Annotated in this window: 10 protein-coding genes and 2 pseudogenes; 1 reads left to right on the top strand and 11 read right to left on the bottom strand. The window is 32.1% G+C overall.

What is annotated here, in order from left to right; genetic code table 11:
• Positions 1–18: 18 nt before the first annotated feature.
• A complete protein-coding gene (locus SBL16_RS05100) occupies positions 19–1188 on the top strand; it encodes a toxic anion resistance protein (protein WP_107612665.1) in 1170 nt (389 codons plus the stop codon).
• Positions 1189–1260: 72 nt separating this feature from the next.
• Here SBL16_RS05100 and brnQ3 read toward each other — a convergent pair whose 3' ends face one another.
• From brnQ3 to SBL16_RS05045, 11 genes and pseudogenes are all read right to left on the bottom strand, one after another.
• The gene (gene brnQ3 / locus SBL16_RS05095; RefSeq protein WP_107612667.1) at positions 1261–2604 is read right to left on the bottom strand and encodes a branched-chain amino acid-like transporter carrier protein BrnQ3; all 1344 of its coding nucleotides are present in this window, start codon (positions 2602–2604) and stop codon (positions 1261–1263) included.
• A 128-nt stretch (positions 2605–2732) separates the two neighbouring features.
• The gene (locus SBL16_RS05090; protein WP_107612669.1) at positions 2733–4622 is read right to left on the bottom strand and encodes a vWA domain-containing protein; all 1890 of its coding nucleotides are present in this window, start codon (positions 4620–4622) and stop codon (positions 2733–2735) included.
• 12 nt (positions 4623–4634) lie between these two features.
• On the bottom strand, positions 4635–5426 hold the full coding sequence (locus SBL16_RS05085; RefSeq protein ID WP_107612671.1) for an ATP-binding protein: 792 nt from the start codon (positions 5424–5426) through the stop codon (positions 4635–4637).
• A gap of 145 nt (positions 5427–5571) precedes the next feature.
• Positions 5572–5775 (bottom strand): DUF6501 family protein, encoded by a 204-nt coding sequence (locus tag SBL16_RS05080; protein ID WP_029376685.1) that lies wholly within the window; start codon positions 5773–5775, stop codon positions 5572–5574.
• Positions 5776–5811: 36 nt separating this feature from the next.
• Positions 5812–6618: a lactoylglutathione lyase gene (locus SBL16_RS05075; RefSeq protein ID WP_037537095.1), complete on the bottom strand. Its 807-nt coding sequence runs from the start codon at positions 6616–6618 to the stop codon at positions 5812–5814.
• Positions 6619–7696: 1078 nt separating this feature from the next.
• Positions 7697–8971: a dihydrolipoyllysine-residue succinyltransferase gene (gene sucB / locus SBL16_RS05070; RefSeq protein WP_037537094.1), complete on the bottom strand. Its 1275-nt coding sequence runs from the start codon at positions 8969–8971 to the stop codon at positions 7697–7699.
• 11 nt (positions 8972–8982) lie between these two features.
• A pseudogene (locus tag SBL16_RS05065) lies at positions 8983–11791 on the bottom strand (2-oxoglutarate dehydrogenase E1 component).
• 281 nt (positions 11792–12072) lie between these two features.
• Entirely contained in the window at positions 12073–13434 is a 1362-nt protein-coding gene (locus SBL16_RS05060) for an ATP-binding protein (protein WP_107612132.1), read from the bottom strand.
• Positions 13431–14090 (bottom strand): response regulator transcription factor, encoded by a 660-nt coding sequence (locus SBL16_RS05055; protein WP_107613676.1) that lies wholly within the window; start codon positions 14088–14090, stop codon positions 13431–13433. The genes SBL16_RS05060 and SBL16_RS05055 overlap by 4 nt, the downstream gene beginning before the upstream one ends.
• 191 nt (positions 14091–14281) lie before the next feature.
• Positions 14282–14388 (bottom strand): annotated as a pseudogene (locus SBL16_RS05050) (hypothetical protein); the annotation flags it as partial.
• 243 nt (positions 14389–14631) lie between these two features.
• Positions 14632–15255: a phosphatase PAP2 family protein gene (locus SBL16_RS05045; RefSeq protein ID WP_107612134.1), complete on the bottom strand. Its 624-nt coding sequence runs from the start codon at positions 15253–15255 to the stop codon at positions 14632–14634.
• Between the last annotated feature and the right edge of the window lie 15 nt (positions 15256–15270).

The raw sequence follows: 15270 nt of genomic DNA, 5'->3' as shown, positions 1-15270 counted from the left end.
AATGGAGCGATTTTTTAAATGCCTCGAAATGATCAATTTAACAACTCACATCCATTAGATGATTATATAGAACAACAGCAACTAAATAACCTAGATAATAATAGTAATGTCAGTCTAGCGAATCAAAATACAGTTTTAGATGATTTTCAGCAACAATTCAGTGATAAAGAAATGCAAAAAATTGAAAGTATTAGTCAACAAATTAAACCTTTAGACAATGATGGTCTATTATCATATGGCTCACATTTGCAAGAAAATATGTCTCAATTCTCACATAAAATGTTGGATGAAGTGCAGACGAAAGATATTGGACCTGTTGGAGATTCACTTAATCAATTAATGACTAAGTTAAAAGCTGTAAATCCTGATGAGTTAAATCCAGAGAAACAATCCAAACTTAAGCGCTTTTTTAAACGTACAAAAGCTTCAATTAATGAAGTGTTTTCTAGGATGCAATCAGTAAGTTCCCAAATTGATAGAATTACAATTCAGCTTGATAGACATAAAAATAATCTATCAAAAGATATCAAATTATTAGACGGATTATATCAACAAAATAAAGATTACTTTGATGATGTTAATTTATATATCGCCGCCGCTAAAAGAAGAAAACATGAAATACAAACGAACGACATTCCGAAACTACAAGAACATGCCAATCAAACTGGTAATCAAATGGATATACAAGCCGTAGCGGATATGGAACAATTTGTTGATCGCTTAGATAAGCGTATTTATGATTTACAATTATCTCGTCAAATTGCAATACAAACTGCACCACAAATTCGCATGATTCAAAACGTTAATCAAGCATTGGCTGAGAAAATTCAAAGTTCCATTCTTACAAGTATTCCACTTTGGAAAAATCAAATGGCAATTGCCCTTACGTTAATGAGACAGCGTAATGCAGTGTCTGCCCAACGTGCCGTAACAGATACAACCAATGATTTACTTACTCAGAATGCGGCTATGTTAAAACAAAATGCTATTGAAACTGCTACGGAAAATGAGCGTGGCATTGTAGACATTGAAACACTTAAAACAACGCAAAGTGATATTATTGAAACAATTGAACAAACACTTCAAATCCAACAAAATGGTCGTCAAAAACGTAAAGAAGCTGAGAAAGAACTTGTTGGCTTAGAAGATGAATTAAAACAACACTTACTTTCGATGAAGAAGGAATAGAATAAATAAAGCACATCACAACTCAAAATGAGTATGATGTGCTTTTTTAATATAATTAATTCGTTTTGATAGCTATTCTTTTTGATAAACAATATGGTCTTGGTTTACGAATTTAGCAATGACATATCCAATAATAGTTGCGACTACTGCTATTGGGAACCACTCTAAAGAATATTGCTTTAACGGTAAAGCATCAATAAATGACATCTTTACCCAACCATTGGTACTTATAACACTTAATATTGAAACAATACTAATAACTGCAATTGGTATTTGCTGTGCAATTGGTTTAGTTGGAATGAATCGTGCAAGTAAAATTAGTAATACAACAGTTATTGCTATAGGATAAATGACGCTTAAAACTGGAACAGACATAGAAATTACAGCATTTAAACCTAAATTTGCCAGTATGAAACTAATCAAAGTAAAGAATATTGTATAAGCTTTGTATGAAACTTTAGGGAATATTCTATTAAAATATTGACTTACAGATACAATTAAGCCACAAGCAGTTGTTAAACAAGCGAGTGCAACGATAATACCCAATAGATATTTACCGAAGACACCAAAACCATTCGCCGCCATTGTTGTTAATAAATAAGCACCAACATTTTGATCTTTAGCTGTCAGATTTTTGAGTGTCGCGCTGTCAACGTTCATATGATTGCCTATAAATCCTAATGAAACATATATAAATACAAGCGCTATGGCTGCAATTAAGCCTGACATAACTGTTTGTTTAAATATTTGATTTGCATGTTTAACCCCTGTAGCTTTTATCGCGTTAACTACAATCATTGAAAAAGCAATTGCTGCGATTGCATCCATAGTTAAGTACCCTTCTGTAAAGCCTTTTGAGAAACTTCCAATAGCTGAATTGTAATCAACCTTGTTTCCATGAGATGGAGCATTACCACTATAATCAACAAATCCTTTAATAATCATTGCTAAAATTGTTATTAATAATAATGGTGTTAATAGAGATCCTATACGATCTACAATTTTACCTGGATTTATACATAGGTAAAGAACGACTAGGAAATAGATAAGGGTGAATATAAATAGCACCAAATTACTATTTGTATGAGCAATTGGTGTCACAGTCATCTCAAATGAAGTCGAAGCTGTACGCGGAATTGCAAACAGAGGCCCTATTGTTAAATATATAATAATTAAAAATATTACAGAAAATTTAGGTGATATTTTATTTAATGAACCTACATACCCTTGTTTATCTAATGCGCCAACGATAACGCCTAACAAAGGTAAGCCAATTCCTGTTAAACAAAATGCGATAACTGCTGGCCAAAAGAAATGACCACTATCTTGGCCTAAATTTGGTGGGAAAATAAGATTACCTGCGCCAAAAAACATAGCGAATAATGTAAATCCTACTATCCAAGTATTCTTATTCATAGAATTGCTCCTTTTTATGTGTATGTTTGCAATATTAAACATTCTAGCATAAAAAGGATTTACAAGTCTATGTAATTTCAGAAAATTTGAAAAGTTGATAAATATTTAAAATAGAAATCTTATATTCTTTAAAATGATTTTAGAAGTAATTTTTTTAGTAATGGCGATAAATGACTCGGCAAATTTTCTACACCTTCTACAAATAATGCGTATTGACCATAAATGTTATGAATGGTTTGTTCAATATCTTCTGTTATAACATCTTGACTCAAAAACACATTAAATACTTCAATACCGTATTTGCGGGCCATTTCTACACCTTCATAAGTGTCTAATATACCATCTTGTGCATAATTGTAGGCTGAAGGTTCACCATCGGAAAATACTATCAAGAAACGTTGATTATGACTTCTTCTTAGCAAACGTTCGCTAGCAATACGTATAGCTACGCCATCACGGTTATCATCTTGTGGGTGTAAAGACATGATTCGAGGGCCAGTTTTTTCCATGGTTGAATAATCATAATGAACAATTTCATCAATGATGTTAGGCTGTTTACGATCATCAGAATCAAATGCATCTTCATTGAACGCAAGTATTTCATGTTTAACATTTAATGCTTTCAATGTTTCGTGGAAAAGAACAACCCCTTTGATTGTCTCTTCCATCTTATCGAACATACTTGCAGATGCATCAATTAATAAAGTAAAAGTGGCATCAAACGTTTTACTTAAATCTTGTTTTTTATAAAATAATTTATATTGATCATCGATAAACCAATTTGTTAAATCTCTTTGCAAACGACCTTTAGTAAGGTTATGTCGCTCATCAACATGCTCGCGATCAATGGTTTTCTTGATAATTTGAATTAAATCCTTAGTTTCAAATTGAACATCGTTTTTAACATTTTGATACTCTAATAAGTAATCCGGTTCTATTTCGGGAACATTCCATTTAATTTCTACATTTTCGTTAATCCCTTTAAGTGCGAATGACGCATTCTCTCCTATAGAGCCACCTTCATCATTATTTAATGTATTATCAGAACCACGACCTTTTTTGGTCATCATGTCTGTCATATCGTCTGTAGAATCACCTTCACGAGCAGTATCATTATCACTTATTACCTCACTATTTTCGCCCTCATGAAGTTCCATTTCAAGGTAAGCACCGCCTTCTGATTTACTATCTTGGGCATTCGTTTCAGCTTCAGCAGTCTCAGAGTCCGTATCCTCAGAGGTATTGTCTTTTCCATCTACATTACTCGCATCTGTACGTTTTAACTCATCAAACGTCATTTCATGGATTGCCTCGTATACACGACGAGGGAGATGATAATATTCATTTAACATATCTTTGGTTAACATATCATCAATTTGAAACATGATACGTTGAGCTAAGCACATATTATCTTCTGATGTTTCATTTTGGAAAAAGTTAGGCAAATATTGAAACATAGAATTCAAAATATCGTCTAATTGTGAATGCATCATTGGAATATCAAAGAAATTCTGACTAAGAAATGCTTTTTCTAAATATAAAAATAGTAAATCAGTATACACAGTTTTAGTTTTATAGAATTTAATTTGAGATTCTGTATAAGACAATCTCGTTTGTAAACGTAAATCTATTAATTTAGACGTACTTGGGCGTTCATTACGAATATGATTAAACACGCGCATATCTTCTAGTAATCTAAAGATTTGCTGATAAAACTTAGGGTGTTCAAACTCATCATCATGTAATACTTCATTCACAATAGATTCATCCATCATTTGATACCCATAAGCTGCGAGCATCACGTCAGTTTTAAGACCGGCTTTCTCTATATGCTCGGGACGGTGCGACCAGAACCAACTTGTGATCAATGTGTTATTAATTGGATCATAGTAAGGGAATTTTTGAATTTTAACTTGTGTTTGCTCATTTTTAAGAAGTAAGCGCGCTAAGTCTTGTAGCATCATAACTTGCTTAGCATCTAATTGCTCATCATTAAATTTGATAAAACGATCGCTCATAGTAATCCCTCTCTAAAAGTTTAATTCAATCGCATTTTTGATTGCTTGTTGTTCACGCTCATCTTCTAATTTATCGATAATTGTGCGTTGAATAGCACGCTCTATTGGCATTACAGTAATTAAGTCACTTAAATCTATTAATGCTCTGATACTAGCTGCTTCTTCAGAAATTTGTCCTTGTTTGGACATTGTACGTAAATCTTCATTGAATTTGATAATTTGTTCAATAATAGCATCATCTTGAAGTTGACTTTGTTGCTTAATAACGTCTTTTAATATATCACCGTCTATATAATCTACTTGAATAACAACAAAACGGTTTTTCAAAGCTTCGTTCATAGGAAGTGTACCTACATAGCCTTCATTAATTGCAGCAATAACGTTGAATCCTGGCGCCGCTTTTATCACTTCTCCAGTAAATGGGTTTGTAAGTTGGCGACGATAATCTAGAACACCATTTAATATTGGTAAGGTTTCAGGTTTGGCCATATTTATTTCATCAATATAAAGGATATGTCCTTCACGCATTGCTTTAATTACAGGACCATCTATAAAAACAATTTCTTGTTGACCTTGTTCGTTTGTTTTAATTGTCTTAAAACCAAGTAGACTTTCAGTGTCTAAATCTACTGAACAGTTAACTTGATGCATTGGTGTATTAACAACTGCACTAAGTGTTTCCGCTAATTTGGTTTTACCAGAACCTGTTGGCCCTTTAAGTAATATATTTTTATTTAAATTAAATAATGCTTTAGCATCATTAAATACGGATTCATCTGAATTAATATATTGATTCTTAATCATTTTTGTAATTTACTCTCCTTCTTTAAAATGAAAAATAGACTAAGAAGTTGCATTGTAAAAGTAATGTTGAGTATATTTCAACGATTACTTTTTCAAAATAACCCCCAAGTCTTGTTTAAATCATGATCATGCTTAATTATTGATACTAAACTTCTTTAAAGTACGTTTTATAATAACCACCGACTAAACCAGAATTATCAATAATTTGATAGTATTCCTCAGTTTCATTAATAACATCATATTGCTTTCCAACAGTTAACATATCAGAAACTGTGAACTTCTTAGCATCTGTATTAATCACTTCAACTTTTTTAATAGGTGTACGTGTTTTCCATGTTTCATGTAACATTGCCATAAATTTCATGCCTCCATATAATTATTGTCTTTACTTTTCTAATGTATAAATAAATGAGATGCCACTATTCTCAGTAATACGTAGAGATTTAGCATCGCCTTGATTTAACGTCTGATAAGGAATGCCAATGTCATCTAGTTCCTTTTGTGCATTGTTGAATGCTTCAACTGAATTTGCACTAAATTCAATTTGCTCAACGATACCTTCTTCTTTTAATTCAATAGGTTCATTAGGCTGATATAAATGAAGTTCACCACCTAAACCACCTTCGCCAATTTGAAATACTTGTATCACTTGTTCAGGAAACTCTGTTGATTCGTACTCAGCATAATGAGTTAAGTTAAATACATTCTTTAGGATAGATGCTGTAACTGGCAATTCATTAACTTTAATAATGATAGGACCAAGTCCCTGAATTTGGTGTAGCGGATTTACTGTACTATCAAAAGTAGGTGTGCCTAGTCCTACGCCCGTATTATGTTCATTCGAATAAATATCAAAAATTTGATGGTTGCTATCTTCGAAATTAAAATGCTTATTACCGTTTAACTCAGTAATTTCACTTGCTTGAATTTGATTATCTTTTAAAATCGTTTGATACTCATCCAATCCTGAATCTGTCGGCGTTCGCAAACCAACACTAGCGATATGTTGATTTTCATATTCTGAATTTGGCACTTCAACAAAATGTATTCGTGTACCTGGACTTAAATCCGCATCACCAAAACGTAAAGCTTGATTTTTAGATGCTACATTTAGTCCTAAAATATCTTTAAATAGTTTATTTGTTTTAGAAAGATCACTTGTCCCTAATGTGACACTTCTAAGTCCACTCATGCATGACACCCCTAATATTTGTCTTTTCTTAATTATTATAACGCATTTTAAATTTGATTTATATCATGAACTACATAATGGGCCGTTAATTTGATGAGTTCAAAAATACATACAAAGGAAAATCAAAACCTTTTCAAATTCGTATATTGAATGTAAATAGAATTTTATATTAAATATAAACAAGCCCCCCCTATCCTTATTTTATAAGATAGGGGGGTAATTTAAAAAAGATGTTTAACTGATGATTTCATTTTATGTAATTAAAAATTGTTCGCTTTTAGTCAATTAGTAATGACTATACTTATAATATAATAGTTGGATTATTTAAGAGATGTAATAATTATTAAGAGAATTATCTATTTCATAATTAGTCAATAATATAAACGCTAAATACTTAAATATTTTATTTGCAATTCTCTAAAAAATTACAATCACAATTGTCCTAAGAACTTTTTATAAATAAGTGTTATTTATTTTCGGCCAAGTAATATATCTTCTAACTCTTCATCAGAGACTTCTATGGCGATTTTAGATAAATCAATATCCTCAGTATCAGATTTATAAAGTCCTAGTAACTCAAACATTTAATGTTCTCTTTTTCATCTTTCTGCTAATGTACTAGCCTATGGCATTTTACGTACATCGTCTCTTAATTTTATTTGTTCTTAAAAAGTTAAATCCATTTATAACACCTCGATTTATTTTAAGGGCATTGTACATTACTTGTATAATATTAATTGAATAACATCTTTAATTTTTTTATGTATATCACTTATTTCTTTAGCTTTTCTTTTGTATTTCTCTAAGCCTTTTAATAAAGTCATCTTCACGTTTCTTAATTATTTCTTTACTCTCTTTAGGTGCTTGTTCTTCAAACATTTCTTGTCGTCTTCCCAACGATCTAGCATTGATTTGCCTTTTTTTGTCATGTTAAATTCACCTACTTACAAAGATTAGCCTATTTTATTGATTGAACTTCAATTTATGATTTTTAATTTTTGAAAATTTAAGATAAAAAATACAACGACGATGTGACGCCGTTGTATCAATATTAGTTTGAGGTTATATTCCTTTGAGATTAGCTTTCTAAAAGTAAATCTTCAGGGCTTTCGATTAATTCTTTAATTGTTTTTAAGAATCCTACTGCTTCTTTACCATCGATAATTCTATGGTCATAACTTAAAGCAATATACATCATTGGTCTATTCTCAATTGTATCTTTATCAATTGCAATTGGACGAGTAATGATTGAGTGCATACCTAGGATAGCTGCTTGGTTACCATTAATAATTGGTGTACTCATCATTGAACCAAATACACCACCATTAGTAATTGTAAATGATCCATTAACCATATCATCTAAACCAAGTTTTTTATCTCTTGCTTTAACTGCTAAGTCAGCAATAGCTCTTTCAAGTTCTGCAAAGTTCTTTTTATCACAATCTCGTACGAAAGGAACTAATAAACCGTCATCAGTAGAAACAGCTACACCAATATCATAATATTGTTTAGTAATCATATCATCGCCGTCGATTTCAGCATTTACTTCAGGATATTTTTTCAATGCAGCAACTGCAGCTTTTGTAAAGAATGACATGAAACCTAGTTTAGTACCATCATGATCTTTAATAAATTGTTCTTTTTTACGTTTACGTAATTCCATAACGTTTGTCATATCTACTTCATTGAATGTAGTTAACATTGCTGTATTATTAGAAACTTCTAATAATTTTTTAGCAGCTGTTTTCTTTCTGCGAGACATTTTCTCTCTAATTACAGGTTTATTAGGTGCACCTGAAGATTTTTTAGGTTCTTCTTTTTTGCTTGTTTCTTGAGAAGTTTGAGATTGAGCTGCTTTTTGGCTATTTTCAACATCATCTTTACGTACAACATCGTTTCCTTTTCCAGAAACAGTGCTTAAATCTACACCGTTTTCACGTGCATGGCGACGAGCTGATGGCGTTGCATTAACACGTTGATTGTTAGGATTAGATTGTGTTTTTTCTTCATTATTTGATTGAGATTCTTTTGGTTGAGCTGATTCTTTATTCGCTTCATCGTTGTTCGCAGATTGAGATTGGTCTGAAGATTCCTCTTTGCTTGAAGAAGCATTACCACTACCTTCGCCAACAGTTGCGATAACTTGGCCGACTTCCACAGTGTCGCCTTCAGAAGCCAATTGTTCTTGAAGTACTCCTTCTTCTTCAGAAACAACTTCAACGTTAACTTTATCTGTCTCTAATTCTAGGATAGCTTCGCCTTTTTCTACGCTATCTCCCACATTTTTTAACCATTCTGCAATGGTACCCTCTGTTATAGATTCTGCTAATTCTGGAACTTTTACCTCTGGCATAATATTTCCCCCTAGTTATTTTTCAATGCTACTTTCAATAATTTGATTTTGAACAAGTTTATGAATTTCTCCATCACCTTCAGCTGGCGCTGCACGTTGAATTCTACCATGATAGCTTAAATTAAATTGGTTACCTACAAGTGATTTTAAATAAGGATAAACGAATAACCAAGCGCCTTGATTTTTAGGTTCTTCTTGAACCCAAGATACTGTTTCAAGATTAGGTAATTCATTTAATACTTCTTTAATTTCCCCTTCAGGGAATGGATATAAACGTTCAACTGCAACTAATAAAATTGAATCATCTGGATTTTTAGCTATATGTTCTTTTAAATCTATGAACATTTTACCTGATGCGAATACAAGTTTAGTCACTTTCTCTTTATTTCCATCCTCGACAATAATAGGTTTGAAACCACCTGAAGTGAATTGATCTATTGGTTTAGCAACTGTTTTATTTCTTAATAAGCTTTTTGGAGACATTACAATTAATGGTCTCATAGCTTCAGTACCTAAACTCTTAGCTTGTGCTCTTAATAAATGGAAATAGTTACTTGAACTAGATAAATTAACAACTGTACTATTATTTTCAGCTGCTAGTTGTAAAAATCTTTCTAAACGTGCTGAAGAGTGTTCAGGTCCTTGACCCTCAAATGCGTGAGGTAAGAATAGCGTTAAACCACTTCTTTCTCCCCACTTAGCACGTGCTGATGACATGAAATTATCGAACATCATTTGAGCCATATTAGAAAAGTCTCCGTATTGAGCTTCCCAAATATTCATGCTATTTTTATTTTCAACATTATAGCCATATTCAAAGCCAACGACAGCTGCTTCAGATAATGGACTATTGTGAACTTCAAATGTGGCTTTTTGATTAGGCACATGATGTAATGGTGTAAATGTATCACCATTTTCTTCATCGTGTAATACAGCATGTCTATGACTGAACGTGCCACGCTCACTATCTTGTCCGGTTAATCGAACAGATATACCATCTTGAACAATCGTTGCAAAAGCAAGTTGCTCAGCTTGAGCCCAGTCTACTAAACCATTTTCACTTTCGAAAGGCTCTCTACGTTTTTCTAGAACTTTATTTAGCTTTTTAAGTACATGGAAATCTTCAGGATATGAGAGCATAGCATCATTAATTTCTTTAAGATGATCTACTGAGAAATCCTTATCATCACTTTGTAAAGGTTCTTGCAATGACTCAGGTCTTTCCATATCTGGATTATCCATTTTATCTGATTTATCAATCTTGTCTTGAGCGGCACGCATTTCTTTTTGAATTTTATCCATTACGTCTTCCATTTGTTCCTTAGAAATAACGCCGTCTTCAACTAACTTATTACCATAAATAATTTCAACTGAATCATGTTTGCGAATATTATGATATGGAAGTGGATTTGTAATCGAAGGTTCGTCCATTTCATTATGCCCGTAACGACGATAGCCGACTAAATCAATTACAAAATCTTTATGAAATTCTTTTCGGAATTCCATTGCAATATCAATAGCTTCAATTGTTGCTTCAACATCATCTGCATTTACATGTAAAATTGGTACGTCATAACCTTTCGCAATATCAGTTGAATATGTTGTTGAACGTCCATCAACTGGTTCCGTAGTGAATCCAATTCTATTATTAGTGATGATGTGTAAGGCACCACCAGTTGAATAACCATCTAGGTTACTTAAATTCATTGTTTCAAAATTAATACCTTGTCCTGGGTATGCAGCATCCCCATGAATTATAATTGGCATACCTTTATGGAAATCTGTAGTTGGTTTACCAGCGTGTTTTGTGTCATCTTGTGATGCACGTGTTTTACCAATTACCACTGGCGCAACAATTTCCAAGTGACTTGGGTTATTAGCTAATGAAATTCGTTGTTCAATACCATATGAAGAAGTTGTCTTCACACCACCTAAGTGATACTTCACATCTCCTGTCCATCCAGCAGTTAGTTCAAGACTGCCATCTTCTGGTAAGAATTTCATAGGATCTGTGTGCATAAACTCAGAAATCATCATTTCATATGGTTTTTCTAGCACATGAGTTAAAACATTTAAACGACCTCTGTGTGCCATACCAATTTGAATATTGTTAATTTCAACTTCAGCAGCACGTTTTAATGTATGTTGTAACATTGGAACTAATGTATCAACACCCTCAATAGAGAATCGTTTAGCACCAACAAAGTTTTTGTGTAAATACTTTTCAAAGCCTTCTACATGCGCTAAAGTATCAAATAATTTTTTTCTTTCATCATTATTGATATTAGCTCTATATGGTGTTTCAATACGTCGTTTTAACCACGTACGTTCTTTATTATTATTAATATGATTATATTCAAAGGCAATCGGCCCTTTATAACGCTTCTCCATTCTTTCAATTGCCTCGTAAGCATTATCATATATATCTTTGAAATGATCAGATACAATTTCTGCTGAGACATTTTCTAATGTTTCTTTATCTAAGTTAAACTCTTCAATTTCTAACTTAGGAAGATTAGTTCTTTTAGGAGCATTAACAGGGTAAATATCAGCTTTAAGGTGACCGTATTGTCTTATATTGTCGATTAAGCGCATAATACGCTTAATTGTACCATCGCCTGCTGATGAACCACTCCCTTCAGTGGTTGACTTAGCTGCGACATGAGCTTCGCCATTTTTAATAGTGCTGAAAAGAACTTGTAAATCATCAGGCACTGAACTAGGGTCTTGTAGATAGTCATCGTATAAATCTAACATTAAACCTAGGTTAGCACCGAAGTTTACAGGAGCTTCTGTAACATCCTTGTTATCCTTTGCCATAGTATTACCCTCCACAAAATAGTTAAACCGCTTACAGGTCAATAATAGCACTATTTGTGGCTTTGATAAAGTCCATTGACTGAATATTATGGAAAAAACAAAAATACTAAATCTGGTAATTTGAATTTATATGATTTTGTGTGAAAATTGATGGAAAATTTTACTGAAAATGTGAAATAGAGATAGTTTGAATGAGTGTTTTAATTGTAGATGTTATTTGAAAGAAAGTTATGTATTAAAAAACCGGAACAACTTAATTGTCCCAGCTTCGATTTAAATATTTATTTAAATATAATTTTAAACGTTGTATATTGGTTTACTTCGCTGTCAACAGTTATGTAACCACCATATTGTTGTACTATCTTCTCAGCAATAGAAAGCCCTAAGCCATTACCACCTTGACTTCTTGCGCGGGATTTATCAACTCTATAAAAACGATCAAAAATAAACTCTTGATCTTCTTTAGGAATACCAAGACCATGGTCTGTAATTTCAATACTAATTTGTTTGTTTCTTAATTGAGTAGCTATTTCGATTTGCTTATTATCTTTGTCATACTTCATTGCATTATCAATAAAAATAAGTAATAACTGTTCAAACTGATGACGATTAATCTGTAATGTTAATGGTTTCTTTGATAGATGCGTTTTAAATTGATAATCTGAATGTAATTGTTTTAAAGATTTAATACGTGAACGAATTTCTTCATTAATATTTACTTCTTCAAATTCTAATGCCTGAATATTAACTTTGTCTTTAGTCAATAATAATAATTCTTCAACCAACTTCGTTATTCGATTCATTTCCTCTAATGAAATATTAAGAGACTCTTCAAGAACAGCTGGGTCTTTTTTACCCCAACGTTGAATTAAATTTAAATGACCTTGAATGATTTGTAGCGGCGTGCGTAACTCGTGAGAAGCATCTTCAACAAATTGACGTTGTTGGTTAAATGATTCCTCAATTTGGTACATCATATCATTAAAGGTATCGATTAAATTATCTGTTTCCTCATAGTTCGTCTTGAGTTCAAGTTTATTTTGAAATCCATCTCGTCGTATTTGAATCATCTTGTTCGACATGGTTACGAGTGGCTTAGTTAATTGCGTTGAAAAAATATAACTAATACCCGCCATAATGAAAGTTGCTAACAAACCAAATGCAATGGCTACAAAATATAATGAACGAACGACATTGTTATATCCTTCAAGGGAGTGAATTAAAACACTATAGCCTTCAAAACGTTCACTATGTATTGGTTCTGTAATAATTAAGTAAGGGATTCCGTTATGTTTTGAAATTTGAATCGTTTCAGGATCAACAAAATCAATATCAGGTTTAAAATTAATCATATTTTCATTTGAGGATTGCATTAATTGTTTACCATTTCGATCGTAAATAATGGCTTTTTCAAAATTCTCCAACATAGCAGTCAAATCTAAAGTAGTAATATTATTCATAGATCGTGATTCTACCAAATTAACGATATCACTTGAACTGTGTTCAGCCTCATCAATCTCACCGTCTCTTAAGGTATCTTTTAAAAAGAAGATTATAACAAGACAGAAAAGAATAATTGTGCTAAACATGATTAACGTTGTAATCATCATCCACTTATATTTTAAAGTACCCTTTTTAATCATCTGATCACGTACCCAACACCACGAACGGTTTCAATCGTTTTATCTTTACCATAAGGTTTAAGTTTGTTGCGTAAATATCGAATATAAACATCTACGACATTCGTCTCAACTTCACTGTCATAGCCCCAAACATGATCTAAGATCTGTTCTCTTTGTAGTACACGGTTTCTGTTGGTTGCTAATAAATAAAGTAAGTCATATTCGGTTTTAGTGAAATCTAACTGTTCTCCATTAATTGTGACATTAAAAGCATCGACGTCTATTTTAATGCCATTGATATCAATGATATCCTTTTGAGGTTGACGACGGAGTACTGCACGAATGCGTGCAAATAATTCTTCAATTTCAAAGGGTTTTACAATATAATCGTCAGCACCGTAATCTAAACCGGTCACTTTGTCATATGTATCGCTTTTAGCCGTAATAATAATGATAGGCGTTGATTGTTCTTGTCTGACACGGCGACATATTTCTAAGCCATTTATTTTTGGTAACATTAAATCTAATATAATTAAATCGTAATTATTACTTAATGCTTTATCGAGCCCTGCTTGTCCTTCATATTCTATATCTACACTATAATTATCATGAGTTAGTTCTAGTTCTAAGAAGCGGGCTAAATTTTGTTCATCTTCCACAATAAGTATATTAGTCATTATTATTTTCACCTCTTTTATTATGCATTAATCATATTTTAAATAGCTAGAATGAGTTAAATCAATGATGCGTTTTCGAATGCATATTCTTATAATATAAGCTATATTTTATCACAGTAAAGACTGAAATTAGAGAATGGATTTAAATTGTAATGATATAATCAAATTTAATTGAGAATTTTTCGCAATTATAATTGACAATGATTATCAATGATGTATAATAGTATTTGAAAATGATTATCAATACCGAATAAGACAATTCCCCCCACATATATTTCGTTCTTAAAGGATTGGTCATTTTCAAGTTATTCCCCTTTTATATGCCCGTAAAAGACTAACGTTAAAGTTTCAAACTTACTTTAAACGTTTTAATAAAAAGCAGTGAATCTAATGCCGAGGTTCACTGCTTTTTTATTTAGTTTATTTAGTAATACTGATTTGATTAAATCTTTTGAGTGTCTACCAATTCAAATAGCTAATATTTAATCCTTAAAAAAATCGAGATACAATCTCGCGTTTTAAGAATGTATCTCGATATATTTTACGTAGCTGTTGGATATAAATGATTTTTAAGTATTAATGTTGATAGAACAATACAGAAAGCACCGCCAATTATACCAGCAATGACATCTGTAGGATAATGCACACCTAAATATACTCTTGAAATAGAAATCAGAAGAATAAATAATGCGCATAACCCTATTATAATTCCTTTATTATTACCTGATGCTTTTCTATTTGCTATAAACATCGCACTACCAAAGAATGATGTTGATCCCATAGCATGGCCACTAGGAAAGCTAAATCCAGATATATCAATTAATCGTAATAATGTTGGGCGCTCTCGGTCAAAAATATTCTTCAGTAATGGATTTAATATACTTGAAAGAGACATAACAATTACAAAGAATAGTGCTTCGATTTTAAAGCGTTTTAACATTAGATATGCGACAAACATCAAAGATAGACAGACCATTGCCCATACTTCTCCTAGCTTAGTGGCACCCAAAAGGATAGAAGTAGTGATGAAACTTTCAGATGAATAAATAAATTCATATACTTCAGTATCAATCCATTTACCCAGTCTAGACTCATGGAAAGATGCAATGATACCAAATATTAAGGTAAAAACGATTAGCAAAGTAATACGTTTCGTACGATTCATTGTTTGCACCTCCTG

This window comes from Staphylococcus sp. NWU MK-U1 (assembly GCF_033283505.1).
GTDB classification, from domain to species: domain Bacteria; phylum Bacillota; class Bacilli; order Staphylococcales; family Staphylococcaceae; genus Staphylococcus; species Staphylococcus haemolyticus.
The sequence above is the reverse complement of the archived record's forward strand: the minus strand, read 5'-3'. Positions and strand labels throughout refer to the sequence as shown.